22 protein-coding genes and 3 pseudogenes are annotated in these 22,805 nt (G+C 60.7%); 14 read left to right on the plus strand and 11 right to left on the minus strand.

Features of this window, described 5'->3' with window-relative positions:
* Window positions 1-192: 192 nt before the first annotated feature.
* Window positions 193-735 (plus strand): annotated as a pseudogene (locus tag QMG25_RS12360) (SOS response-associated peptidase).
* Here QMG25_RS12360 and QMG25_RS12365 read toward each other — a convergent pair.
* Entirely contained in the window at window positions 678-1,358 is a 681-nt protein-coding gene (locus tag QMG25_RS12365; protein WP_283460611.1) for a hypothetical protein, read from the minus strand. The pseudogene QMG25_RS12360 and the gene QMG25_RS12365 sit on opposite strands and share 58 nt — an antisense overlap.
* Before the next feature lie 212 nt (window positions 1,359-1,570).
* Here QMG25_RS12365 and QMG25_RS12370 point away from each other — a divergent pair, with 212 nt between their 5' ends.
* Both QMG25_RS12370 and QMG25_RS12375 read left to right on the plus strand, forming a co-directional pair.
* Window positions 1,571-2,008 (plus strand): hypothetical protein, encoded by a 438-nt coding sequence (locus QMG25_RS12370; protein WP_283460613.1) that lies wholly within the window; start codon window positions 1,571-1,573, stop codon window positions 2,006-2,008.
* Window positions 2,009-2,268: 260 nt separating this feature from the next.
* Window positions 2,269-2,934: a hypothetical protein gene (locus QMG25_RS12375; RefSeq protein WP_283460614.1), complete on the plus strand. Its 666-nt coding sequence runs from the start codon at window positions 2,269-2,271 to the stop codon at window positions 2,932-2,934.
* A gap of 222 nt (window positions 2,935-3,156) precedes the next feature.
* Here QMG25_RS12375 and QMG25_RS12380 read toward each other — a convergent pair.
* The 3 genes and pseudogenes from QMG25_RS12380 to QMG25_RS12390 form a co-directional block, all read right to left on the minus strand.
* Window positions 3,157-3,417: pseudogene (locus QMG25_RS12380) on the minus strand (IS701 family transposase); the annotation flags it as partial.
* A gap of 3 nt (window positions 3,418-3,420) precedes the next feature.
* Window positions 3,421-3,576: a hypothetical protein gene (locus tag QMG25_RS12385; RefSeq protein ID WP_283460617.1), complete on the minus strand. Its 156-nt coding sequence runs from the start codon at window positions 3,574-3,576 to the stop codon at window positions 3,421-3,423.
* A 24-nt stretch (window positions 3,577-3,600) separates the two neighbouring features.
* Window positions 3,601-4,179, minus strand: coding sequence for a DUF6431 domain-containing protein (locus QMG25_RS12390; RefSeq protein ID WP_283460619.1), 579 nt, complete (start codon window positions 4,177-4,179; stop codon window positions 3,601-3,603).
* A gap of 594 nt (window positions 4,180-4,773) precedes the next feature.
* Between QMG25_RS12390 and QMG25_RS12395 the strand changes: the two genes are divergently transcribed.
* The gene (locus QMG25_RS12395; protein ID WP_283460621.1) at window positions 4,774-5,697 is read left to right on the plus strand and encodes a hypothetical protein; all 924 of its coding nucleotides are present in this window, start codon (window positions 4,774-4,776) and stop codon (window positions 5,695-5,697) included.
* Window positions 5,698-6,052: 355 nt separating this feature from the next.
* Here the strand turns inward: QMG25_RS12395 and QMG25_RS12400 are convergent.
* The 3 genes and pseudogenes from QMG25_RS12400 to QMG25_RS12410 all read right to left on the minus strand — a co-directional run bounded on the left by QMG25_RS12400 (window position 6,053) and on the right by QMG25_RS12410 (window position 7,814).
* Window positions 6,053-6,523, minus strand: a pseudogene (locus QMG25_RS12400) (HipA N-terminal domain-containing protein).
* A gap of 7 nt (window positions 6,524-6,530) precedes the next feature.
* On the minus strand, window positions 6,531-6,884 hold the full coding sequence (locus QMG25_RS12405) for a helix-turn-helix domain-containing protein (RefSeq protein WP_283460624.1): 354 nt from the start codon (window positions 6,882-6,884) through the stop codon (window positions 6,531-6,533).
* 108 nt (window positions 6,885-6,992) lie between these two features.
* Window positions 6,993-7,814: a purine-nucleoside phosphorylase gene (locus QMG25_RS12410; RefSeq protein ID WP_283460626.1), complete on the minus strand. Its 822-nt coding sequence runs from the start codon at window positions 7,812-7,814 to the stop codon at window positions 6,993-6,995.
* Window positions 7,815-7,936: 122 nt separating this feature from the next.
* Here QMG25_RS12410 and QMG25_RS12415 point away from each other — a divergent pair, with 122 nt between their 5' ends.
* The 4 genes from QMG25_RS12415 to QMG25_RS12430 all read left to right on the plus strand — a co-directional run bounded on the left by QMG25_RS12415 (window position 7,937) and on the right by QMG25_RS12430 (window position 12,357).
* Window positions 7,937-9,364, plus strand: a complete 1,428-nt coding sequence (locus tag QMG25_RS12415; RefSeq protein WP_283460628.1) for an NAD(P)H-quinone dehydrogenase — start codon at window positions 7,937-7,939, stop codon at window positions 9,362-9,364.
* A 202-nt stretch (window positions 9,365-9,566) separates the two neighbouring features.
* Window positions 9,567-11,171, plus strand: a complete 1,605-nt coding sequence (locus QMG25_RS12420) for a sodium-dependent transporter (RefSeq protein ID WP_283460630.1) — start codon at window positions 9,567-9,569, stop codon at window positions 11,169-11,171.
* A complete protein-coding gene (locus QMG25_RS12425; protein WP_283460632.1) occupies window positions 11,168-11,305 on the plus strand; it encodes a methionine/alanine import family NSS transporter small subunit in 138 nt (45 codons plus the stop codon). The genes QMG25_RS12420 and QMG25_RS12425 overlap by 4 nt, the downstream gene beginning before the upstream one ends.
* Window positions 11,306-11,715: 410 nt before the next feature.
* The gene (locus QMG25_RS12430; RefSeq protein ID WP_283460635.1) at window positions 11,716-12,357 is read left to right on the plus strand and encodes a GNAT family N-acetyltransferase; all 642 of its coding nucleotides are present in this window, start codon (window positions 11,716-11,718) and stop codon (window positions 12,355-12,357) included.
* A gap of 37 nt (window positions 12,358-12,394) precedes the next feature.
* Here the strand turns inward: QMG25_RS12430 and QMG25_RS12435 are convergent, their stop codons facing one another.
* The 3 genes from QMG25_RS12435 to QMG25_RS12445 form a co-directional block, all read right to left on the minus strand.
* Entirely contained in the window at window positions 12,395-13,093 is a 699-nt protein-coding gene (locus QMG25_RS12435; RefSeq protein ID WP_283460636.1) for a nucleotidyltransferase domain-containing protein, read from the minus strand.
* A 120-nt stretch (window positions 13,094-13,213) separates the two neighbouring features.
* The gene (locus tag QMG25_RS12440) at window positions 13,214-13,471 is read right to left on the minus strand and encodes a type II toxin-antitoxin system RelE family toxin (protein WP_283460639.1); all 258 of its coding nucleotides are present in this window, start codon (window positions 13,469-13,471) and stop codon (window positions 13,214-13,216) included.
* Entirely contained in the window at window positions 13,468-13,716 is a 249-nt protein-coding gene (locus QMG25_RS12445; protein ID WP_113719418.1) for a type II toxin-antitoxin system Phd/YefM family antitoxin, read from the minus strand. Before QMG25_RS12445 ends, QMG25_RS12440 begins: the two co-directional genes overlap by 4 nt.
* Before the next feature lie 269 nt (window positions 13,717-13,985).
* On the opposite strand from QMG25_RS12445, the gene QMG25_RS12450 reads away from it, so the two are divergent.
* The 4 genes from QMG25_RS12450 (at window position 13,986) to QMG25_RS12465 (ending at window position 18,320) form a co-directional block, all read left to right on the plus strand.
* Window positions 13,986-15,377, plus strand: a complete 1,392-nt coding sequence (locus QMG25_RS12450) for a metallophosphoesterase family protein (RefSeq protein ID WP_349307135.1) — start codon at window positions 13,986-13,988, stop codon at window positions 15,375-15,377.
* Window positions 15,378-15,479: 102 nt separating this feature from the next.
* Window positions 15,480-15,911, plus strand: a complete 432-nt coding sequence (locus tag QMG25_RS12455) for a protein-tyrosine phosphatase family protein (RefSeq protein WP_283460643.1) — start codon at window positions 15,480-15,482, stop codon at window positions 15,909-15,911.
* A 487-nt stretch (window positions 15,912-16,398) separates the two neighbouring features.
* On the plus strand, window positions 16,399-16,689 hold the full coding sequence (locus QMG25_RS12460) for a DUF4287 domain-containing protein (RefSeq protein WP_283460645.1): 291 nt from the start codon (window positions 16,399-16,401) through the stop codon (window positions 16,687-16,689).
* Between the two features lie 221 nt (window positions 16,690-16,910).
* Entirely contained in the window at window positions 16,911-18,320 is a 1,410-nt protein-coding gene (locus tag QMG25_RS12465) for an MFS transporter (protein WP_283460647.1), read from the plus strand.
* 136 nt (window positions 18,321-18,456) lie between these two features.
* On the opposite strand, the gene QMG25_RS12470 is transcribed toward QMG25_RS12465, so the two are convergent.
* Window positions 18,457-20,256 (minus strand): acetyl/propionyl/methylcrotonyl-CoA carboxylase subunit alpha, encoded by a 1,800-nt coding sequence (locus QMG25_RS12470; protein ID WP_283460649.1) that lies wholly within the window; start codon window positions 20,254-20,256, stop codon window positions 18,457-18,459.
* A gap of 743 nt (window positions 20,257-20,999) precedes the next feature.
* On the opposite strand from QMG25_RS12470, the gene QMG25_RS12475 reads away from it, so the two are divergent.
* On the plus strand, window positions 21,000-21,278 hold the full coding sequence (locus tag QMG25_RS12475) for a hypothetical protein (protein WP_283460650.1): 279 nt from the start codon (window positions 21,000-21,002) through the stop codon (window positions 21,276-21,278).
* 766 nt (window positions 21,279-22,044) lie between these two features.
* A complete protein-coding gene (locus QMG25_RS12480; protein ID WP_283460652.1) occupies window positions 22,045-22,788 on the plus strand; it encodes an ABC transporter ATP-binding protein in 744 nt (247 codons plus the stop codon).
* Window positions 22,789-22,805: the final 17 nt, after the last annotated feature.

Genomic DNA, 22,805 nt, shown 5'->3' on the forward strand with positions numbered 1-22,805 from the left:
CGCTTCCCGCTAGTGTCCGGGCAGTGCACAATGGGCTCACGTGCGGACGATACGTAATGGCGAGGGCCACGGCTGATCTGGTGGGCCTGTTCGAGGTGGGCGAGGGATTGCCGGGGGCGGGGTGGAACATCAAACCCACGAACCGGGTGCCCGTGGTACTCGAATCCGCCAGCCAAGGGCGTAGATGCTGCGGTGCTCCGGCTGGAACCTGCCCGGTGGTCGCTGACGCCCTCGTACTCCAAGGAGCTGAAGACGAAATTCGCGACCTTCTACGCCCGGGCGGAGACGGCCGCCGAGAAGGCGACCTTCCGTGGCTCGGTCAAGAGCAAACGCGCCCTAATGCCGGCCGATTTCTACTATAAATGATTGACCGAAGGCAAGACAAAAACCCCGCACGCGATCCACCTCGCGGGCAACGAGCTGATGCGATTCGCCGGCCTGTACACCTGGTGGCCGGACAAGACTTTGCCGGAAGACCACGCGGACTACTGGACATTGACGGCCACGATTTTGACCAGTGAAGCTGTGGGTGATGTTCGTCAGCTGCATGAGTGCACTCCGGTGACGTTGCCGCCCTCATTCTGGGATGAGTGGTTGGATTCGGACGAAGAGGGAGGTCAGTCCCTGGTCGATGCCGCGGTGGCTGCAGCCACGCCCATTGCGGAAGCCTTGGAGTTCTATCCGGTGGACCCGCTGCGGGGCGATGGGCCCGAGCTGGTGGAGCCGGCTTCGTAGAAGGTCTCAACTCGATCAGTGATCAGTTCGATGTCCTCCAGGGTGATGTTGATGGAAGCTGAGCGATTGCGCAAGGTTTGCACGATTTCCTTTTGAGGCCACATCAGCTGGTCCATGAAAGTTGGGAACGTTCGACCGCTGTCCGCTGCGTACTGCAGGAGCGTCTGGGGGTCTGTCACACGGTGTCCGATGACGAGCTCAACATCGACATCACCCAGCGGGTCGATTGTCTTGTCCAGATAGCTGCCAAAGATCCTCAACCGTTGAACGTAGTACGGCCTGGTGAGATCGGAGTTGTAGAGCCGGGCCCGCTCCAGCATTTTCGACACCAATCTCTCTGCGGTCTTTCGGGAGATGGGTCTCCCAAAGCTGGCCATGGCCAGGGCATTGCCAAGGATCGTAGTCCTCCACCAGGGGGTTCCCTTATGTGAGGCGCCGGTTCGCTCGATGTATCCCTGGGCTTCGAGCAGCCCCAGGACGACCACGGCAGGTTCTTCGTCAGGGGCGTCCAGAAGCGTGAGTGCCCATTCTTCATCGAAGTCCGCATTTTTGACCCGTCTGAGGAAGCCCCTGACAACGGTGGCGGGCAAGCCTGCAATTGAGTCGGTCTTCGCAATCCTCATGTGAGGGCCACCGTTCCAGTGCACATCTTGGTCACGCGGGACCTGGTTCCTGTCTACTCGGCTCAATTCTAGAAGGTCGAGGCAGGGAGGGCGACGGCCTCCAGTTTTGGTGTGAGATTTCCGTCGTTCCTAACCCCTGTTCAGTGGGGTGTGACTGCAGTAACGTGGCGTATATACGAAATGTATATGGCAAGCGTTAGGAGGAGATGACAATGGAAACCATTCAAGATGAGCTGGCCAGAATCTATGCTGACCGGGAGTTGAATCGGATCGATCTGTTGCGCGGTTGCGCAGCTGCACGTGCTGCCGGCTTGTATCAGGAAGAGATCGCGCAACGCCTTCAAATTTCACAGGCGGAAGTCTCACGGATCCTTCGAAAGATCAAAAATTTTCCGGAGCTCCTTGATGAGACGCCCCGGGAGGTCATTCTTGATTTTCATGCCGAGAAGATCGCTCACGATGTGATGCTTGAAAAGCTCAAAAACTGGCAATACACCTTCACCCAAGATGCCGAGCCGAACAACCCTGAAGGCGCGTTGACTGGAGGAAGCTGGGATGAGATCGTTGATGCTTTTCACCGGGATCTCATTGACATGGAGGACTACCAGGAGATCCTTCAGGCGGTTCAGCGAAGCGTAGCCTCTTCGTGAACCGTGAAGTGCTCCAGCATGTTCACGACCAGCTAGCCTGGATGACCTCAGAGGGCGGTTCCCTCCACGGAAACTCTCCGCGAGCTACCCAGCGAACGGATCGACCGCTGGATTTGCCGGGGGAACGGCTCCGGTTCCAACGGGCACTCCTGGATGAGCTACTTTCCGAGGGAGAGAAGCTTATCCAAAAGGAGGGGTTTGCCACTGTCGTCGTGACGGCTGGGCCACCCGGGGCGGGGAAGTCAACGCACATTGATGAGATGCATCTTGCTGACGGGTGGAGAGAAATTGACGCCGATGAGATCAAGATCAGGCTTCTGAAAGCTGCCCTCAGGGACGGGCGCTTTGACGATTTCCTCACGGCCAACCTTGCCGATGGCCACCCCATCATGATGAACGAGCTCTCATCCCTGGTACACAACGAGAGCGTTGCCTTGGCTGATCTGATGATCAAGCGATGCCTGGAGCGCAAAGAGAATGTGGTCATTCAGGGAACTTTGTCGTGGGAAGGGCTCCCGCCACGCTATGCGAAGATGCTGGCCCTGTATGACTACTCTGCGGTAACCCTTCTGGATATTGAGGTGCAGCAATCTGTTGCCTTGGAGCGAGCCTTCACCCGTTGGAGCGAGGGTCGCATCGACACGATAGCGGGACGCTGCGAAGGCGGCGGACGCTTCACTCCCACCGAGGCAATCACCTCGATCTACGATGCCTCTGGCCGCTACAGCCGTTGCAATCAGAACGCTGTTGATTTCTTCAACGCCAAGGGTGTCGAAGACCTTGACGGGATTCGATTGATCGTCTGCGACGGCGAAGGCCCCGATAGCCAGACTGAATACCGGAGGATTATGGGCGACTACAAAACCCCCATTCCCGGATATCTCAGAGACCAGGACAAGGACACAGTCCAGGCAGGATCCCTCTAGTTTCGTTCGGCACCAAGCACGGGAGCGAGGTGGGACGCGGGGGTGGCTTCTAGTACTACAGTCGTTTTTGTAGGATGTGGCCGCGGGCTTTGTAATGGCATTGTTGGGCGCGGTGTTGGTGTTTTCGTCGCCAGAGTGAGCAGCGGATCACGTGGTGTGGGTCCGGCTGCCGGTGCCAGGCGATTCGGGTGATGAGGTGCCTGATTTCGGGCAGTGAGAGCCTTACCAGTTGCTGGGCACCTGGGTTTGGACCCCCTTTTTAGAGCGGATGACGCTGAGAAAGGCGTGGGCGAACATGGACAGGGTGATGTGCCGGTACCAGCCGGTGTATTGGCGCACCTGGTAGTGGTCGAGGCCGGTTTCGCCCTTGGAGGTTTGGAAGGTTTCCTCAATGGCCCAGCGGGCCCCGGCGACCCGTGCCAGCTCGATCACGGTGACGTTCTCGGGGGTGTGGCAGATGAAGTAGGCCTTCTCCGTGGGGTCCTGTTATGGAGCGCGGTGTTTGACGATGGCAGCGTCGCCTTGGGTGACGATGGGATTGGCAGGTTTGGTCGTCATGGTGACGTGGCGATCGTCAACGCTGGCGGGTGTTTGTGAATAGATTTCAGTGTCGTCGTCATGGTGACGTTTGGTCCAGGGCATGGCAAAGCAGGAATGCTCCGTTTTTTAGTTGCGCAGGGGTGGGCTGAGTAGGTTACCTCGTGTGAAGTACCCGATCACGGTCCACGGTGGCAGCTCCATTCTTGCCCGATGGTTGAAGGCCAGTGCGGCGCCTGCCAGGATGTTCAGGCTCCAGCCGAGCAGGCTCGGCCACGGCTTCGGGCCAGCCAGCATCTCTGGCTTGAGGCTAAATGCGTGCTTTACTGCCTGCTTGTGCAGCCAGTGGACGTGCTTCTCCGGGACCCGGCGCAGCCAGCGCCGCACCGTCGAGACGGGCCGGTCCAAGTTCGCGGCGATCGTGCGGTGGCCGCTGCCGGCAGCCTTGGCGGCCAGTGCGGTTCCGATAACCTCCACAGCATCTGCCCGTCGTAGGGCCAACGCGGCCGGCAACAGGACTTGGGTGCGTCTGCAGCCGGAACAGCGGGCCCGTCGCGGCCGCACGGTCAGCCGCTCCCGACCCAAGCCACGCACGGTCCGCTGCCGGGCGTGCCCGTGGGGGCGCAGTGGAACCGAACAGTGAGGGCAGGGTATTTCGCCTGCCAGCAAAGCTGTATCGGTCTGCTCGGGGCTGCCCACGACCAGCATCGAGTCCGCTCCATTTCCTCGGCCAAAAGCTCATGTCAATGACTCTTGCCTACCATGCCCACAACGGGGAAGGGGCCAGTTCGTGTGGAACCGGCAGCACCCGGAACGGAAGTTTCAGCCCGCCACCGGCCAGACGGGCAAAATCACTGTGCCAACCTGGCTACTGAAATAGTCGAGGCGCCGGCGGGAATAGCGGATCTGGTGGTCACGCTGACGCCGCCAACGAAGCACGAACCGCAGCAGCCTGCATCGTCACCCACAATGACCAATGCTCCCCAAACTATGCGACGCGTAACAGGTCCTTGAGGTGTAGGTTCTCGTTTTGGATGTCACTATTCTCAGTTTCGTGTCACTAGCGTGTCACCGTTCTCAATTTCGTGTCACCAGAGCCCATCACGCGAGCATGGAGGGCACAAACAGAAAAGGCCTGGTGGATGTTCCAGCCGGGTAACGGCATACGCTACAGATTGGCGCAGCCTATGGTTTCCGGCAGGAGGATTCTTTACCGAACGGTCAGGGGAGTCGGGTAGGGCTCTGCATTTGCCGTGACTGTCCATAGGCTTTGCCGCTCCCGCATTCACGTAGGTTTGGATCATGCGATTCCAAGTACCTGACGTAGACCTTCTCGTAAAGCGAATACTCAACCAGCAGAGTCACGACCTTGCAAAACTATCTGGTGAGGTGCTTACCAGTTTCGCTAATCCGCTCGGGGACTCGCCGGCAGCCAAGGATCGAACCTGGGCCGCTCAAACCGAACATGTAGAGCTAACCCAAGGAGCTTATACAGCTGCTGCCCAATCTGTAGCCACCCTTCTACAGTCCATCGAGGAGTATCTCCAGGGAATCCTTGCGCTCTTATCGAGCGATCAGATGCTTGCCCTTCCCACCATGAACTGCGTTAGAGCGATTCATGATGCGGCACTGCGAGTTTGTTCCCTTGTGGATCCGCAGATCTCATCTCAGGAACGTCTGGCGAGATCAGCGGCCGACTTTCTGGCCGGCATCCAAGGTGGAATCCCAGTTCTTCTAACTTTGAAAGACGCTTTGGGAGACAGCACCGGGGACCTACAAAGAGTTAGAACGTCGCGTGAAGGTGCCATTGCGCTGTTCCGCAGCATTGGCTTAACGGTGAAGGTAAACGACAGCACCGGGCAGGTTCAGAACGTTCGCTGCGAGGACAAAATCTCGAATGTAGATCTCAAGACCACCGATCTCAGCTTGAAGTACACGCCTGATATCGACTTCAGTTGGAAAATGAACTCCGGAGCTACCCATTCATGTAGGTGGCTATCAAACGGACTGGACGGTCCCTGGCCAGTACTGCTGACCTCAATGATCTTTCCATTGCTAGATATATCCGATGCGCTAACCACGAACTTGCTTGGGTATGTTGGACTGCCAACGGGGGCCATCCACAAAGACACGCACATGCGGCGTTGCTTTCTCATGGGTCGAATCGGTGTGTCGCAGCCATATTCAGACCATGTTGAGTACTTGAGACGAGGCGCTCGTGTATAAGCTACCAAAACGATAAGTGGACGGCGTGCCTTTTCTAGGCCCAAAGTGAAGATCGCGGAGGTGAGGTCCCTGGTCAGCGCCCTCACGGATCTTCGTGACGGGGTTAGAAAGCAGTCCAAACTGGGGGTCCAACGGGAGTCCTGTAAGCCGGTCGGTCGGTGGTGCGTTTAGGGAGCAAACTCGGTTTGCACCCATGTCAGCCTGCCATGTTCCGCTGGGTAACCTTATACGGGACAGAATTTCCGCCTTCCACGGGTCCGTTCTTCTGACTCCGACAAGCGTTGGCCCGATGCTCGCCAATACCGCCTGACCCCAGTTGATTTGGTTATCGCACGTGGAACTGAATGGCGCGTCTTCACCAACGATGATGCGCCTCGTAGGAAAGTGACACGAATTTGAGAATTCCGCAGATCCAGCGTTGAGCATCGACGCAGGTCGGAGCGATCCGCCGGTGACAGACAACTTGGGATCCTACACGGAGTCCGATTTCTTGATCCGTTATGTTTTCCAGGCTGCCTTCGGACCAGCGGTTCTCATCGTCATGCATGGGGACAAAGCTGATGGCACCGGCGACGTCCCGGCGCACGTGTTGAAGAAGTCCGAAAGTATTGCGTGGAGAGACCTGGAAGTTCTTGGCCCACCGCTGGATGACGTCGTCGTTGTCGGGCAGCTAGGCCCAGAGGAAGTTCTCCAGCCGGGCACCTCTGTAGGGTTGTTCTGCGATTGGCAGCGACAGGGACATGGGTGTCGAGGTGGTGTCATCGAGCCAGCTGGAGTTGTACTGGAACTGAGTCTGCCCGCCGTAGGTTTGTGTGAGAATGCCCATTGGCACTTCATCGAAGAGGACCCTGAGCTCCTTCTCCGCTCTTCCTTGCAGACTGGATTGCCTTGATTTCCTTCAGCTTTGAGTGGGTGTTGACGCGGCTGACATGGGTCTTGAGATCGACGACGTACTTCTCCGGCGGCCGTCGCGTTGTGAGCATTGAAAGTTCCAAGCCCGCAGCACGCAACACATCCAGAACCTTGCCGAATTCCGCGCGCGGGTGTCCCAACTCCAGATCGGAGACAAATTTGCGACTGACCCCTGCCAGCTGTCCTAGTTGTGTCTGGTTGAGGCCAAGTTCGGCCCGGCGTTCACGCACACGCTGCCCGGCGTGTTCCGCTGTTCCGATGAATTTCTCTGCCATGGCTCCTCCTGCCTCCAGTATGCCACCATACGGTGTCAGTGAACATGTGTGCGGATACAAGAATGCCCCAGCCCGGATTTCTCCAAACTGGGGCATTCCCGGCGGCGGCTAGATCTTCGCGATGATGTCCGCCAGCAGCGCCGAGATGCGCGGACCCGCGGCGGCTCCGGCGGCCAGGACCTCCTGGTGCGAGAGCGGCTCGGCGCTGATGCCGGCGGCCAGGTTCGTCACCAGCGACATGCCAAAGACCTCCATTCCGGCAGACCGGGCGGCGATGGCTTCCAAGGCGGTGGACATGCCCACCAGGTCGGCGCCGATTCGCTTGGCGTACTGCACCTCTGCCGGGGTTTCATAATGCGGGCCGGTGAACTGCGCGTACACGCCCTGCGCCAGCGTGGGATCGACCTCCAGGGCAAGATTCCGCAGCCGGGATGAATACAAATCCGTCAGGTCCACAAAGGTGGCGCCCTCGAGCGGGGAGGCCGCCGTCAAGTTGATGTGGTCGCTGATCAGCACGGGAGTGCCCGGTTCCCAGTCCCGGTTCAGGCCGCCGCAGCCATTGGTCAGCACCACCGTTTTGGCGCCGGCGGCAGCTGCCGTGCGGACGCCGTGGGCCACGGCCCGAACGCCCTTGCCCTCGTAAAAGTGCGTGCGGGCGCCCAACACCAGCACGTTCCTGCCGTCGGGCGTGCGCACCGAGCTGATGGTGGCCACATGCCCCGGGACCGACGGCGCGCTGAAGCCGGGCACGTCCTCGGCCGGAACCACGGCCGTGGTTTCACCGATCAGCCCTGCCGCACCGCCCCACCCTGATCCCAGCACCAAGGCCAAGTCGTGCCGGGCGACGCCGGTTGCCTTGGCCAGGAATGCGGCCGCCGACGCTGCCAGGGCGGTGGGGTCCCCGGCCGGAAAAGTGTTTAAATCGCTCATGCCACCAACATACCTGCCCGTGGTAAGTGCGCACCGGAACCGCCCCGCACAAGGCGCTCCACAGGGGCCGCGAAACAGCTGGAACTTGGTGTGCCGTAATAGATAGGCAAGAATGAACAACTGTGACCAGCGAACAAGATGCCTCCAAGCCCTTTGCCCTTCCCAGCCTTGCGATCCTCGGCGGTGGCCCCGGCGGTTATGAAGCCGCACTCGTGGCAGCCTCGATGGGCGCCCAGGTGACCATCGTTGAACGCTCCGGGGTGGGTGGTGCCGCCGTCCTGACTGATGTGGTCCCGTCCAAGACGCTCATTGCCACAAGCGAGGCCATGAACCGCAGCGCCGACTCCACCGAGCTGGGCGTGAACTTCAAGGCCCCCGACGGCAACCCCAAGGAGGCCATGAAGGCCGACTTGTTGCACATCAACGAACGCGTCATGCATCTGGCCCGCGAACAGTCCACCGACATCCGCCGGGGCCTTGAAGCCCTGGGCGTGAAAATTATCATCGGCACGGGACGTCTGCTGGACAGCCGCACCATCGAAGTGGACCGCGGCGAATCCACGGAAATCGTCAAGGCCGACGCCATCCTGATTGCCGTCGGCGCCCACCCGCGCGAGCTGGCAACAGCCCAGCCCGACGGCGAACGCATCTTGAACTGGACGCAGATCTACGATCTTGACGAGCTGCCCGAAGAACTCATCGTGGTGGGCTCGGGCGTCACCGGAGCCGAGTTCGCCTCCGCCTACAACGGCCTCGGCTCCAAGGTCACCCTCATCTCCAGCCGCGACCAGGTGCTCCCCGGCGAAGACTCCGACGCCGCCGCCGTGCTCGAGGACGTCTTTGCCCGCCGCGGCCTGCGCGTGCTCTCCCGTTCCCGCGCCGAGGCCGTCAAGCGCACGGAGAACGGCGTCATCGTCACCTTGAGCGACGGCAGCACCGTCACCGGCACGCACTGCCTGGTCTGTGTGGGGTCCATCCCGAACACCACCGACATTGGCCTGGAAAAGGCCGGCGTCGAGGTTACCCCCAGCGGCCACATTAAGGTCGACGGCGTCTCCCGCACCAGCGCCCCCAACATTTATGCGGCAGGGGATTGCACCGGTGTGTTTGCGCTGGCCTCCGTTGCAGCAATGCAGGGGCGCATCGCCGTGGCCCACCTGGGCGGGGACGGCGTCCACCCGCTCAAGCTCCATCAGGTCTCGTCCAATATTTTCACTTCCCCCCAAATTGCGTCGGTTGGAGTATCCGAGGCTGACCTGGCTACCGGGAAGTACCAGGGCGACGTCATCAAGCTCTCGCTGAAGACAAACGCCCGGGCCAAGATGCGCAACGACGACGACGGTTTCATCAAGATCATTGCCCGCAAGGGGTCGGGAACCGTCATTGGCGGAGTGGTGGTCGGCGCCGGTGCCTGCGAGCTGATCTTCCCGATCGCCCTGGCTGTGACCCACAACCTGCACGTGGACGACGTCGCGAACACCTTCACCGTGTACCCGTCCCTGTCGGGATCCATCTCCGAGGCTGCGCGCAGGCTGCACGTGCACATGTAGCGCATGCACATGTGGACTTCTGCGCACCGTTAAGGTCGGATGTGCCGCAGCTGCGGCAGTGGCGGCACATTCAGGGCAAATGGTGCGCAGAAGCAGAAGTATCCGCAGGGGGTAGGGATTCCTGCAGCTTGCAACTCGGCGTGGCCGTCCACATAATGGCACAAGCTCTCCATTAGCTGGACAGTTTGGCTAATGTGGCCTAATGACAACATCACCCGCCGGCCGGGGTGGAACAGCTGCTCCGGCCCGTCGAGAAACTTTCTCCTCGCGAAAACTCTTTATTCTCTCAGCGATCGGCTCCGCCGTCGGCTTGGGCAACATTTGGCGCTTCCCGTACATCGCCTATGAAAACGGCGGCGGGGCGTTCCTGATCCCCTACCTCGTGGCGCTGCTGTGTGCCGGCATCCCGCTGCTCTTCCTGGATTATTCAATTGGCCACCGCTTCCGCGGGTCGGCCCCGCTGGCCTACCGGCGCCTGCACCGCGCGGCCGAACCAATTGGCTGGTGGCAGGTGTTGATCTGCTTCGTCATCGCCATCTACTACGCCGCGATCATCGCGTGGGCTGCCATGTACACGTGGTTCTCCCTGACCAAGGCCTGGGGTGATGATGCCCAGGGCTTCTTCTCCAACGACTTCCTGCACACGGCCGACCAGGCGGGGTTGTCCTTCGACTTCGTCTCGAAGGTCTTCTTCCCGATGCTTGCGGTGTGGATTGTGGTCATCGTGATCATGGTGGCCGGCGTGAACAAGGGCATTTCACGGGCCAACGCCGTGTTCCTGCCGCTGCTGGTTGTCATGTTCGTGGTCCTCGTGGTGCAGGCGCTTTTCCTTGACGGTGCCATGGTGGGCCTGAACGCCTTCTTCACCCCCGACTGGTCCGCCCTGGCGAACCCCGGTGTGTGGGCCGCGGCGTTTGGCCACATCTTCTTCTCCCTCTCCGTGGCCTTCGGCATCATGGTCACCTACTCCTCCTACCTCAAGCGCAAAACCGACCTGACGGGCTCGGGCATGGTGGTGGCCTTCGCCAACTCCGGCTTCGAACTCCTCGCCGGGATCGGCGTCTTCGCAGCCCTTGGATTCATGTCCGTGGCCTCAGGAACGGCCGTGGACGAAGTGGCCTCCGGCGGTATTGGGCTGGCCTTCGTGGCGTTCCCGACCATTGTCTCCGAGGCGCCCTTCGGTGCGGTGCTCGGCGTGCTGTTCTTCGGCTCGCTGGTGTTCGCCGGGCTGACGTCGCTGGTCTCCATTCTTGAGGTCATCGTGGCGGCGTTCCAGGACAAATTGGGGTGGAGCCGCAAGGGGGCCACCTTGGTGGTCACCATCCCCATTGCGCTGATCTCGCTGATCCTGTTCCCGACCACCACCGGCCTTCAGCTGCTGGACACCTCGGATGCGTTTGTGAACCAGTTCGGCATCCTGGCCTGTGCGCTCGTCGCGGTCATCGTGATCTCGGCCGGGCTCGGCAGCCTCCCGCGCCTGCAGCAGCACCTCAACAAGTCCTCCACCATCAAGTTGGGCGCCGGATGGCGCATTCTGGTCGGCGGCATTGTTCCGGTGGTCCTGGGCTACTTGCTCATCAACGAGGTGCAGACCAAGAGCACGGAGCAGTATTCCGGCTATCCCGCCTGGTTCAACGGGGTCTTCGGCTGGGGCATGGCCGGTGCGCTGATTGTGGGAGCACTGCTGCTCTCACTGATTCCATGGAGCGAGAAGTCCAAGCTCAAGGATCCCGAGTATGAAGAGTTCAACGCCGCCGCGGAACTTGAAGGCGACATCGACAACAACAAGAAGGAGGTGGAGGCATGACTCCCGCAGCCATCACCATGATGATCATTGCCTTGCTGACGGTTTGGGGCGGCTTGGGACTCGCCCTGTGGAATCTCGCCCGCCACCCCGAGGACGAAGAACAGCTTCCGGAAGAAATGCCGCACGAGCTCTAGGCTGCGGCGCACCCCGGTGATGCACGCACGTGACCGGATTCTTTTTTGCACAGTTCTTCCCGCACGGCTCCTCCCTGCATGACATCCGTCCGGACGACGGCGCGAGGTGCCCTTCGATGGAAGGGCGAGTTCCAGCGGTCGTTGCAACACCTAATCTTTTTGGGAGTTGCAACGACCGTTTCGTCTTTTCACCAAATGTAGGTTCCGGAGCTGCATGTCACTATTCCGGGTTTCGTGTCACCAGTCATTGGCTTGGTTGCGGTCGTCATCAAGATTGGGATTCCCCGGCTAGACAATGTTCCGTGGTTCCCGCAAGCCGAGTCGTCTTCGGGACAGTGGCGGCAGTTGGCATGCGGTTGCTTGCGCTTCGCATCGTGAGTCGGCGAACGCTGCCGTGCCATACTGGCGAAGTGCTCAACGATTACTGGCCTCTCGCCCAATTGAAGCTTGCGACCAAGCGTTTGGAACTCCGCATTCCAAACGATGACGAGTTATCCGAACTGGCTCAGGTCGCAGCCAACGGGGTGCATGAGCCTGGTGAGCAGCCTTTCTTGACACCATGGACGGATCTTCCTCCTCGTGAGCGGGCGCTCCACGTGATGCAGCAGCATTGGAGCCGCCGGGGAGCATGGTGTGCGGAGGATTGGGCCTTGGAAATGGGCGTATTCCGTGGAAACGAGCCGGTGGGCATGGTCACGCTAAAGGCACGCAATTTTCTTGTACTGCGTGAAGTAAAAACCGAGTCTTGGCTTGGCCTTGAATTTCACCGGCAGGGCATTGGCGCTGAGGCCCGGACGGCTTTGCTGAGCCTTGCTTTTGAAGGGTTGGGAGCCGTCACCGCCCTGACCGAGGTGTTCCAAGACAACGTTGGTTCGCAAGGCGTCTCGCGTCGGCTCGGCTATCGTCACGATGGCATCTCGCGGGACGTCCTCGCAGGGCGAGCTGTAGTCTCCGACCGGTTGCGCCTCGATGCTTCGGATTGGGTCCCGATCGATCCCGCAGATCTGGTCGTCACCGGCCTGGCAAAAGCCCGTCCATTCTTCAGCATCTAGAAAGCAGTTCAGGGCGACGCCGCCCGCAGGGGAACCTCTACCGGGTACCTCGTAGGAAGCCGTCCATTGCGTACCCGCCATTCTTGTTCAGTACATCGCCAGCGATTTTTGCCAACTGATATTGGTCGTGGTCCGGTGACGCTGCCCAAGCCAAGAGCCCCACGGCGTCCCTGACGTTGGGTAATTGCTCCAAACGACGGAGCGCCCATTTACCTTTTCCCAACCACATTCGGTGCTGGAGCAAGAGCAATTCAGCTGTTTGGTTGAATACTTCAGAGGCGATGGCGAATGTCTCGGCTGGAACCACTGAACCTAAAAGGTCATCCAGTGAGCAACTGAGATCGTACCGGCGTAGGTCTCGTTCGCCATCGGTCAACGGCATAGGGCCCTGTTCCATGTAGCGGCGCGCCGCATCCTGCCATTTCTTGCCAGGACCATTGTCCGTCAGCAACAGTCCGCGGGCACAGATATCCCCGATGACGGCACATCGCATGGTCCGTTCTTTCTCATACCAGAAGTCCAGGCTGGCCGGGGTATGAACGAAGGCTTCCACGATCCATCCGCGATACCGGACCGTCTCGGCATAGTTGGATTCACCATCCTCATAGAGGATGGCTATGTCAAGATCTGAGGTTGACGTTGCCCGGCCGAGGGCCGCGCTACCGCCAAGGATGGATGCATCCGCCCCGACGTGCATCTCTTCAACGAATGAACGGGCAATTGCGATAGGCTCCATCAATCTATGATGGCCTACTCTATTGGTTCGTTCACAAAGTGAGCGAAGAATGCAAACATTCCATAGGGGAACTTTCTGCGGGACACCGGGGTGACGAAAAGCTGATTTATCGGCGGGCAGTCAGCGTTCGTAGACATTGCTGCGATGACCAAGCGTGATCACTGCTACAACGAGGATGTTGTCGTCAACCGTGTAGACGATGCGGTAGTCTCCTATGCGAACTCTGAGGCCGGGACGCCCTTGGAGGGCCTTGGCGCCTGGCGGCCGTGGATCCTCACCGAGGAGCGCGATCGCTCCACGGATGCGGTCGCGATCCTGATGGTCAATTCGTTTCAACGCGCGAACTGCGGCAGGACGCAACTCGACTTGGTAGGTCATACCCAGCCCAGATCGGCTTTCACTTGAGCCCAAGGGATGTTGGGGCCCTCCTCTGCCATAGCCTCATCGAATGCGGCGACATCTTCGGCTTCTTCCAGAGCTTCAAGCATCTGCTCGTAGCGCTCAGGGCTGACAACCACGGCGGCGCGATGACCGCGGCGCTCGATGAACACCGCTTCGGTCTTCGAGCGATCGATGACGTCTGAAAAGTGGTTGCGTGCGTCTGCGACGCTGACAATGGACATAGCTAAATTGTACATCCAGCATTTTGAAATGTACATGATTTAGGTTCTTTGAAGGGAAAGCCACGTTGATCGCGATACCTACTGAAGGAAGGATGAGCGGGATAAATGTTTTGGATTTTCGGCGTCACGACGAACCGAGGACAGCCACCAATACCGCCTGACCCCAGTTGATTTGGTCATCGCACGTGGAACTGGATGGCGCGTCTTCACCAACGATGATGCGCCTCGTAGGAAAGTGATACGAATTTGAGAATTCCGCAGATCCAGCGTTGAGCATCGACGCAGGTCAGAGCGATCCGTCGGTGACAGACAGCTTGGGATTCTACACCAAAGGGGCGGGACCGCCGTCGTACCGGACGTTCACCCACTGTTACCACGCCGTCCGCCCCGTGTTGCCGATTTGGCTGATCCAGCTCTCTATTGTCGTGGTGCAGCCGCGGCCCAAACAGGCGCCGCGCAACCTTTGGGAGGCAGCAATGACGGCAAGCATCAACCAGCCAAAACTCAGCCGGAGGACGGCACTGGCTGCCGCGGGAACACTGGGGGCGCTGGGCATCACCGTGGCGGCCGGATCCGAGAGCAAGGCGGCACCCGGGCCCAAGCCGCCCAAGCCGAGCCTCGCGTTCCGGCCCAACGGCACCTTCAAGATTGTCCAGTTCAATGACACGCAGGACGACGAACGCACCGACCGCCGCACCATCGAACTCATGGAGCGCACCCTCGACGCGGAGAAGCCCGATTTCGTAGTCATCAATGGTGACGTGATCACCGGGGGCTGCGACAACGAACTGGAGGTCAAGCAGGCCCTGAACCATGTGGTGCTCCCCATGGAACGGCGCAGGACCAGCTGGGCAGTGACGTTCGGCAACCATGATGAGGACTCGCTTGCGCGAACTGGCATGACGGAAGCCAAGATGCTTGCGTTCCTGCAAAGCTACGAGTTCAACGTAAACGCAGACTCCACGCCGGGCCTCACTGGAACCTCCAATACGCAGCTGCTCATCAAGTCCGCCAAATCCAAGGTGCCCGCCTTTGGCCTCTGGCTCATCGACACGGGCCGCTATGCGCCGGGCACCATCAACGGGCAGAGCTTTGAGGGCTACCCCGATTGGGACTGGGTGCGCATGGACCAGGTCAACTGGTATCGCGAAATGTCCCTGGCAACGGAGCGCAAATACGGGAAGAAGGTGCCCTCCCTGATGTGGGGCCACATCGCCCTGCACGAGCACCGCAACATGTGGTTTGCCAGCCTTGACTCACGCCAGGAATCTGACCACGCACGGGCGCTCACCCGGCACACCATCGTCGGGGAGCGCAACGAGGATGAGTGCCCCGGCCCCATCAACTCCGGATTGTTCAATGCCTTCCTGGAGCGTGGGGATGTCAAGGGATACTTTGTGGGCCACGACCACGTGAACACTTACGTGGGCAACTACTATGGCGTTGAGCTGGGCTACGCGCCGGGTACGGGCTTCGGGGCTTACGGCCTGCCCGGTGCCGAGCGGAACCGCCTGCGCGGTGCGCGCGTGTTTGAGCTGGATGAGAACCACCCCGGCATTTACAAGGACACGCGCGTTGTCTTTGCCAAGGACTTCGGGATCGACCTGACCGCCAATGACCAGCCGATAGAGCCGCTCCCGCTGGGTCCCGGCCAGCTCTAGCCTCTTTGGCCCGGAGGCAGGGCCCGCGATGCACTCCTGCCGCGGGCCCTGCTGTGCCAGGGACCCTTCAACTTTCATCCCGCCCCGGCGTACCGTAGAGAAATGACCATGTGGACCTGCCAAGCGTCAGTGGTGGAATTCCCTGATGGCCGGCGCGTAAGGGGCGCGAGCCGGCGTGATTCCCGCCAAACAGCCGAACATGCTGACTTCGCCGTCTACTTGCTGGGCAGCGCACCCCGCCACCCGTTGCCCGAGTACCGCTGGGTGAAGTGGCGGGACTTCGGGGTGCCGGCGTCGAGCGCGGATGCTGTGGACGCTTTGCGGGAAGCCTTCGAGCGGTCATTGGGGGAGCGGGTTGAGATTGTCTGCCGCGGCGGCGTTGGGAGAACTGGCACGGCCCTTGCACTGCTGGCCATGATGGCCGGAATTGGCGGTGCCGACGCCGTGGACTGGGTTCGGGCGAACTACCACCCCCGCGCCGTCGAAACCACCGGCCAGCAGCGGTGGTTGCGTGAGGCGGCAGCCCTGATCTGACGCTTGTCTGCGCCTGAGTTTCCGTGAGGAGCCTGCGGTGGGCCAGAGCTGGGCCGTGCGGGGTTCGACGTCGATCCACACCATGGCAGGGGCGGACCACGGACCCTTGGAGCCCTAGCTCACCAGCTGGCTGCCGAGACAGGGGATTTTTCGTAAACGGCAAGCCGAAACCGCCCACTGAAGTTGGACATTACGGCCAGGAAATGTCATGGCCACTCAGTGTGGCGGCCTGGGCTGGAAGTGCTGTGACCAGAAAACTCATGATCATAGCCAGAGTTGCAAGCACGCTTTGGATCAGAAGTCGGCTGGCCATATTCGCATTCCTTCAGGCCGCCCATTCCTCCAACTCATTGCCTGATCAAGTCCTGCACGCTTACCTCGAGCGCACATAACGGAATCCTTGAAAAGTTCTGGACGCCGCCGTGTCCTTCTGGCTACAGTACTGTCTAATGCTCAAACCGCCACCCGTCCATCAGGAGACCGGACCATGTCATTTCAGGCGTACCTCAACACGATTGAAGACAAGACCGGACTCACTCCCCGGGAACTTCTGGTGCTGGCACATCAACGCGGCCTGGATGAAGAGCCCGTCAAAGCCGGGGCGATCATCGACTGGCTCAAGGAAGACTACGGACTGGGCCGCGGGCACGCGATGGCCCTGGTGCACGTGATCAAGAACGGGCCCACCATTAGTGAAAAACACGTTGGTTCAGACGGAACGCACCGGGATGAATCCACTGAACTTTGGCTGGACGGCAAGAACAACCGCCCCGGTTAGCTGCCGGCAGTGGTCCAGGATCCGGCAGGAACGCTGCCGGGGCGCCTCCCGCCGTCGTACTTTTTTGCGCAAAACACCTGTGAGTGGGAGGTGGGATGTCCAGATGGTGGCATCAGTTGTCCACCAGGCGGACAAGTTCGCTAATATTGTTCCCTGACATCACCATGACACAGCCGCGCCATGGTTCCTGGGCTACGCGCGGCGCTAAAGAAAGCTGCCTCATGAGTACTTCCCACAACGCGGGAAAAGTGGACACCCCCGCAGCGAACAGCCGGGGTCGCGTGATTGTGGCAAGCCTCGTTGGCACCACCATCGAGTTTTACGACTTTTACGTCTACGCCACGGCGGCCGTGCTGGTCTTCCCGGCGCTGTTCTTCCCCACTGCCGACGCCGCCACGGCCCTGCTGAGCTCCTTCGCCATCTTTGGCGTGGCGTTCGTGGCCCGGCCGCTGGGCTCCATTGTGTTTGGCCATTTTGGCGACAAGGTGGGGCGCAAGGGAACCCTGGTGGCATCGCTGTTGACCATGGGCATCGCCACGTTCCTGATTGGCGTCCTGCCCACTGCGCTGGTGCCGGGCTGGACCATTCTGGCTCCGGCGCTGCTTGTCATTCTGCGCTTCCTGCAGGGCCTGGCCTTGGGCGGGGAGTGGAGCGGGGCCGCGCTGCTCGCCACCGAAAACGCTCCTGCAGGAAAGCGCGCCATTTGGGGAACCTTCCCGCAGTTGGGTGCCCCCATCGGTTTCATTTTGGCGAACGGCATCTTCCTGGCACTGAGCTTTGGCCTGACCACCGAACAGTTCCAGGCGTGGGGCTGGCGCATTCCGTTCCTGCTCAGCTCCGTCATGGTCATTGTGGGCTTGTACGTGCGCCTGAAACTGGTGGAAACTCCCGCGTTCCAAAAGGTCATTGACGAGGGTGAAGTCTCCAAGCTGCCCGTGGGCCGCGTCTTCAAGACAAGCTGGCGTCCGCTGATCCTGGGCACCTTCGTCATGCTGGCCACCTACGTGCTGTTCTACTTGATGACCACGTTCACGCTCTCCTATGGCACCACCCCGGCAACCCTTGCAGCCGCCGAGGCCAAGGCCGTGGCTGCCGGGAAGCCCATGACGGCGGACTCCATCGCCTCATGGGTGCCCGGCCTGGGCTACACGCGCAACGAGTTCCTGATCATGCTCATTGTTGGCGTGGTGTTCTTTGGCATCTTCACCCTGGTCTCCGGACCGTTGGCGGAAAAGTATGGCCGCCGCAAAACCCTCCTGTGGGTCACCGGCGCCATTCTGGTCTTTGGCCTAACGTTCGTGCCGCTGTTCGGGGCCGGACTGGTGGGTGTGATGGCGCTGCTGATCATTGGCTTCACCTTGATGGGCCTGACCTTCGGCCCCATGGGCGCACTGCTGCCTGAACTGTTCCCCACGAACGTGCGCTACACGGGATCGGCCATCAGCTACAACATGGCCAGCATCCTCGGCGCCGCCGTGGCACCGTTCATCGCCGTGGCCCTGTGGCAGTCCGCCAACGGCAGCCCCGTCCTGGTGGGCGTCTACCTCTCCTCCATGGCCGTGCTGACCTTGATTGCGCTGGTCATCATGAAGGAAACCCGCGACATCGACTACACCGCCAATGTGAGCTGACAACTTCATGAGCTGACAACGAAAGGGCGGGTCCCACCATTTCCGGTGGGACCCGCCTTGTGTCTGCCAGGCTGGTTGGGCCCACGCGCACGAGGGCCCCTCCGCGAGCTTGCGAGCGGAAGGGAGGGCGTGGGGATCAGTCCTCGATGGTTGCCAGCACGGCACCGGCGGAGACGGTGTCCCCGGCTGCTGCGCTGAGGCCGGTCACAGTGCCTGTGCGGTGGGCCGTGAGTGGCTGCTCCATCTTCATGGCTTCGAGAACCACAATCAGATCACCTTCGGAGACGGAGTCGCCGTCGGCCACTGCCACCTTCACAATGGTTCCCTGCATGGGGGAGGTGAGGGAATTGCCGTTGGAGGCAGCCGGGCCCGAGCTGCGGTTGCGGCTGGACTTCTTGGCCTTTTTCGCACCGCCTGCCGAACCATTGCTGAGCGCGAACTGGCCCGGCAACGTCACCTCAAGCCGTTTGCCGCCCACCTCGACGGTGACGCTTTGGCGGGTACCGGCGTCGTCCGTTGCATGGGCGCCCTGGGCCAGGTCAAAGGCCGGGATGGTGTTGTTGAACTCGGTCTCGATCCACCGCGTGTGGATGGTGAAGGGTGCGCCGTTGGCCGGGGCGAAGGCGGGGTCGGCGACCACTGCACGGTGGAACGGCAGGACGGTGGGCATGCCGCCGATTTCCATTTCAGCCAGGGCGCGGTTGGCGCGGGCAAGGGCCTGCTCGCGGGTGGCGCCGGTGACGATCAGCTTGGCCAGCATGGAATCGAAGTTGCCGCCGATGATTTCCCCGGCCGTGATGCCGGAGTCGACGCGAACGCCGGGGCCGGTGGGCAAAACCAGTGTGGCGACGGTGCCCGGGGCAGGCATGAAGCCGCGGCCGGCATCCTCGCCGTTGATGCGGAATTCCAGGGAGTGGCCGCGAACTTCGGGGTCGGTGTAGCCCAGCTCTTCGCCGCGGGCCAGCCTGAACTGTTCGCGGACCAGGTCGATGCCGGTGACTTCCTCGGAGACGGGGTGCTCCACCTGCAGGCGGGTGTTGACCTCGAGGAAGGAGATGGTGCCGTCGGTGCCGACAAGGAACTCACAGGTTCCGGCGCCCACGTAGTTGGCTTCCTTCAAGATGGCCTTGGAAGCTTCGTAGAGCTGGGCGTTCTGTGCGTCGCTGAGGAACGGTGCCGGGGCTTCTTCAACGAGCTTTTGGTTGCGGCGCTGGAGGGAGCAGTCGCGGGTTGAAATGACGACGACGTTGCCGGCCTCGTCTGCCAGGCACTGGGTTTCCACGTGGCGGGGAGCATCCAGGAAGCGCTCCACAAAGCACTCGCCGCGGCCAAAGGCTGCAACGGCTTCACGCACTGCGGATTCGTACAGCTCGGGGATTTCCTCGCGGGTCCGCACCACCTTGATGCCGCGTCCGCCGCCGCCGAAGGCTGCCTTGATGGCCAGCGGGAGGCCGAATTCGTCGGCGAAGTCGAGGACTTCCTGGGTGGATTCCACCGGGTTCTTGGTGCCCGGAACCAGGGGAGCGCCAACCTTCTTGGCAATGTGGCGTGCTTGGACCTTGTCGCCCAGCGCGGCGATCGAGGCAGCCGAGGGGCCGATCCAGGTCAACCCGGCGTCAACCACCTTTTGCGCGAATTCTGCGTTCTCCGAGAGGAAGCCGTAGCCGGGGTGGATGGCGTCTGCGCCGGATTGGCGGGCGGCGTCGAGGATTTTGTCCATGACGAGGTAGGAGTCGGCGGCCGTGGTGCCGCCCAATGCGAAGGCTTCATCGGCCATGCGCACATGCAGGGCTTCCCTGTCCGGTTCCGCGTAGACGGCGACGGAGGCGATGCCTTCGTCGCGGGCGGCCCGGATGATCCGGACAGCGATTTCGCCGCGGTTGGCAATCAGGACTTTGCTCAGCTTATGCGCACTGGCGGACTGCGAGATTCTCACACGAGACTCCTTCTATTGTCTCCAGAGCCTAGCGCGACTATGTGGCTTTTCCGCACACATCATGGCCTTTATGCGTGTGCGAGGCCATTCTTTTGTGGAGAAGCTACAAAAATGCAGAATTGCTGCGGGTTCGCTGTGAGTTCCCAAGCTGACTGTCACCGATGAAACCTCCTGACCTGCGTTGATGCAACGGCCAGAACCGAGGGAACACGTCGACGGGGCATGTCGGTGCCCCACATGAGCTCGATATCCCATATGGAATCCGCCGTCCGCGCACCGGACGGATCAACGGGCGTGGGAAATGGAACGCTCAGCGGCCAGTGCTTGTAATGGTGCAGGTCAGAAACCACAGTGTCTGGTGGGGGATTGGCTTGCGGGACACTCGGACTATGTCTGTACGGGACGCCCATTTCGGCACCCACATAGTGCGTATCGAGCAAAGGCTGCCTTGGTACGTGCGATTTCGAGAACCCGTATCTTGGTTGATACTTTTTCAGGAGTGATGACACTTGCTCTTGAAGCAGCCATGGATGCTGCCAGCCAATGTGGCTTCACCGTCACTGGGTAGCGCCAATTGAAGTGCGATGGCACTCGCCTGAGCAGGCATATTACTATGGGGCGAAAGGGCAGGTGACTGATAGTTAATTGGGGGTTCAATGTTTCAGGTTTTAATCGCTGCTGTAGGGGTTTGTCTCGGCATCTTGTCAGCGGAATTTCGCGTTCCATGCATGAAGTGGGCACCTATGGCCAGCGCAGCTATTCTGGGGCTGGCCACCATTATCTTGATGCTGCAAGTTTCTTTGCCGCAGGCTTCGCTTCTTGACGGCTTCATTTTTTGCTTCAGTCTGTTGATCGCTTCTTCGCTCTATGCGGGCGTGTTGTGGAAGCGTGTCGGGATCGATCCAACTGTGAGTTTTTGGGGGTGGGTGTGGCGGGACTTTATCAACCCGGGCTATCTTCGCCGCAGTCAACGGGAATCGGTGTCTGAGTCTGATGCGGAGAGCAAGCATAGTCACAGGTAAGCCGATGCAAACTGGTTGATAGAGCGTCGAGTTATGCCGCCACGTCCTTGAACCAGCCCACAACGCGACAAGGCTCCGCGTTGGCAGGCGCCTTGTGGTGTCTGTTTGCTGCATGTGTGGAGACCCTCGCCGTGGCAAGTACAGCAGGGAATGGAAGATTGCTAGTAAATGTAGCGGTTGAAACTTTCCTGGCTGACACCGCTTGATGAAAAGGCGCCGGTAAGGGACACCCTCTGGAACTGCCAAGGTGCGACTATTGAGCTCTACCGTGCGCATAAATCCACTGATCGGTCTCCGGCCTCGGTCTTATCAACCAAGTAGCCCTTCTTCAACGAACGCAGGTTGCTGACTGGCGAACGCACAGCAACTATAAGGGCAGATTTCAAAGCGCAGCGTCCCACGAAGGATCCCGCCTATGAGACGCACAAACAACCCCAGCCGATGCGTCCAAGTCTTGCTGCCAACAACAACCGGGCCAATGGCTGGTGACATGAAATCCAGACTGATGACAACTAGCGCCGGACCCCACATGCGCGGCCGCGCTTGACCGGTCAGGCCGTGGCAGCAACGCCAATCCGCGGCTACGCGTTTTCGGCTGACACCCCTCCAACTGCGGTGGTGCTGCCATGCCCTGCTCATTGACCGCCGGCGTCGGCGCGGGCTACATTGAGGGCCACTGGACTGCCGGTGAATTTTCCGGCTTTGGATTCATGACGCGGGCCTGGAGCTCAGTTCCCGTTGGTTGACCGAGTGGGGGACTGGTCACATGGGCACGGTTGAAAAGAACGGCTCCACCGGTCCAGGCCGGCCAATTCTGGCTCCCTTCGACTTGAAGCACAGCTACGGGGTTGGCGGTGCGGGCGTTCAGGCCCTGGACGGCGTGGACTTCGAACTCGCCCAAGGCGAATTGGTTGTCATTCTGGGACCGTCCGGGTCGGGGAAGAGCACGCTGCTGAACGTTGTGGGCACGCTCGAGGAACCCGACAGCGGCACGGTGGAGTACTTGGGAACCCCTGTCAACCACCGTCGCCGCCGCGCTGTGCAGAACCTGCGCCGTGAGCGGATCGGCTTCGTGTTCCAGGCCTACAACCTCGTTCCCACACTCAACGCACGCGACAATATCCTGTTGGGCGGCGAGGCGCAGCGGCCGGGGCCCCACCTGGAAGGGCTCGCCGAGGAGCTGGGAATCAGCGCACTGCTCTCGAAGTTCCCCACGGAGCTGTCCGGCGGCGAGCAGCAACGGGTCGCGATCGCCCGGGCGCTGGTGAAACGTCCGGTGGTGCTGTTTTGCGACGAGCCCACAGGTGCCCTTGACACGAGCAACAGCCAGCTGGTGCTCGAATTGCTGCGCAGTTACCGCTCGCAGCACGGCACGAGCATCGTGATGGTCACGCACAATCCACAGATCGCCGAACTTGCCGATCGCGTGCTGACGATGCGCGACGGGAAAATAGTGGCGCAGAAACGGACCGAATCGCCCTTGACGGTCGACGAGATCGAGTGGGTGTGACCTGTGCGCCTCCTGTG

Source organism: Arthrobacter sp. H35-D1 (assembly GCF_030063185.1).
Classification (GTDB): domain Bacteria; phylum Actinomycetota; class Actinomycetes; order Actinomycetales; family Micrococcaceae; genus Specibacter.

Bases quoted from the DNA above. Each gene is read 5' to 3' on its own strand.
- QMG25_RS12365 (WP_283460611.1), bottom strand. From the start codon at position 1,358: ATGAGGATTGCGAAGACCGACTCAATTGCAGGCTTGCCCGCCACCGTT.
- QMG25_RS12370 (WP_283460613.1), top strand. From the start codon at position 1,571: ATGGAAACCATTCAAGATGAGCTGGCCAGAATCTATGCTGACCGGGAG.
- QMG25_RS12375 (WP_283460614.1), top strand. From the start codon at position 2,269: ATGCATCTTGCTGACGGGTGGAGAGAAATTGACGCCGATGAGATCAAG.
- QMG25_RS12385 (WP_283460617.1), bottom strand. From the start codon at position 3,576: ATGCCCTGGACCAAACGTCACCATGACGACGACACTGAAATCTATTCA.
- QMG25_RS12390 (WP_283460619.1), bottom strand. From the start codon at position 4,179: ATGCTGGTCGTGGGCAGCCCCGAGCAGACCGATACAGCTTTGCTGGCA.
- QMG25_RS12395 (WP_283460621.1), top strand. From the start codon at position 4,774: ATGCGATTCCAAGTACCTGACGTAGACCTTCTCGTAAAGCGAATACTC.
- QMG25_RS12405 (WP_283460624.1), bottom strand. From the start codon at position 6,884: ATGGCAGAGAAATTCATCGGAACAGCGGAACACGCCGGGCAGCGTGTG.
- QMG25_RS12410 (WP_283460626.1), bottom strand. From the start codon at position 7,814: ATGAGCGATTTAAACACTTTTCCGGCCGGGGACCCCACCGCCCTGGCA.
- QMG25_RS12420 (WP_283460630.1), top strand. From the start codon at position 9,567: ATGACAACATCACCCGCCGGCCGGGGTGGAACAGCTGCTCCGGCCCGT.
- QMG25_RS12425 (WP_283460632.1), top strand. From the start codon at position 11,168: ATGACTCCCGCAGCCATCACCATGATGATCATTGCCTTGCTGACGGTT.
- QMG25_RS12435 (WP_283460636.1), bottom strand. From the start codon at position 13,093: ATGGAGCCTATCGCAATTGCCCGTTCATTCGTTGAAGAGATGCACGTC.
- QMG25_RS12440 (WP_283460639.1), bottom strand. From the start codon at position 13,471: ATGACCTACCAAGTCGAGTTGCGTCCTGCCGCAGTTCGCGCGTTGAAA.
- QMG25_RS12445 (WP_113719418.1), bottom strand. From the start codon at position 13,716: ATGTCCATTGTCAGCGTCGCAGACGCACGCAACCACTTTTCAGACGTC.
- QMG25_RS12455 (WP_283460643.1), top strand. From the start codon at position 15,480: ATGACCATGTGGACCTGCCAAGCGTCAGTGGTGGAATTCCCTGATGGC.
- QMG25_RS12460 (WP_283460645.1), top strand. From the start codon at position 16,399: ATGTCATTTCAGGCGTACCTCAACACGATTGAAGACAAGACCGGACTC.
- QMG25_RS12465 (WP_283460647.1), top strand. From the start codon at position 16,911: ATGAGTACTTCCCACAACGCGGGAAAAGTGGACACCCCCGCAGCGAAC.
- QMG25_RS12475 (WP_283460650.1), top strand. From the start codon at position 21,000: ATGGCCAGCGCAGCTATTCTGGGGCTGGCCACCATTATCTTGATGCTG.
- QMG25_RS12480 (WP_283460652.1), top strand. From the start codon at position 22,045: ATGGGCACGGTTGAAAAGAACGGCTCCACCGGTCCAGGCCGGCCAATT.